The organism is Streptomyces sp. NRRL F-2664, assembly GCF_000719345.1.
Lineage (GTDB): Bacteria > Actinomycetota > Actinomycetes > Streptomycetales > Streptomycetaceae > Streptomyces.
In genome coordinates, this window is sequence record NZ_JOFX01000280.1 from 1 (window position 1) to 740 (window position 740).

The 740-nt window shown below is 66.6% G+C and carries 1 protein-coding gene; it reads right to left on the reverse strand.

Annotated elements, in window-relative coordinates; all coding sequences use genetic code 11:
• Nucleotides 1-43 precede the first annotated feature (43 nt).
• Nucleotides 44-740, reverse strand: a 697-nt coding sequence (locus IF89_RS0135755) for an IS256 family transposase (RefSeq protein WP_030777496.1), incomplete at its 5' end; no start/stop codon positions are given.

Sequence of the window (740 nt, forward strand, 5' to 3'; positions counted from 1 at the left end):
CGGGTCTGTCCAGTAAACGGTGTAACTGGTTGGGTTTCTGAGGTCAGATTCGGTTGTTGGTGAGGCGTCCGTCGAAGGTGATGTCGAAGGCCTGCAGCGCCCGCTTCCAGCGGCTGGTCCAGCGTTTGCGTCCAGTGCCGGTCGGGTCGAGGGACATCACCGCGAGGTAGATGCACTTCAGGGCGGCGTTCTCGGAGGGGAAGTGGCCGCGGGCCCTCACTGCCCGGCGGATGCGGGCGTTCACTGACTCGATGGCGTTGGTGGTGCAGACGATCCGCCGGATCTCGGCGTCGAACTGCAGGAAGGGGACGAACTCGGCCCAGGCGTTCTCCCAGAGCCGGACGATCGCCGGATACCTCTGGCGCCATTCCTCGCAGAACTCAAGGAATCGGCTGGTCGCGGCGTCTTCGGCCGGAGCCGTGTAGACGGGCTTCAGGGCTTTGGCGATCTTGTCCCAGTCCTGGCGGGCGGCATAGCGAAACGACGCCCGAAGGAGATGGACGACGCAGGTCTGGACGACGGTCTGGGGCCAGACCTCGCCGACCGCGTCGGGCAGGCCCTTCAAGCCGTCGCAGACCAGCATCAGGACATCCTCGAGGCCGCGGTTCTTCAGCTCGGTCAGGACCCGCAGCCAGTGCTTGGCGCCCTCGCCTCCTTCGCCGCCGGCCCACAAGCCGAGGATGTCGCGGTGGCCCTCGGCCGTGACCGCGAGGGCCATATAGACCGGGCGGTTGGCGACT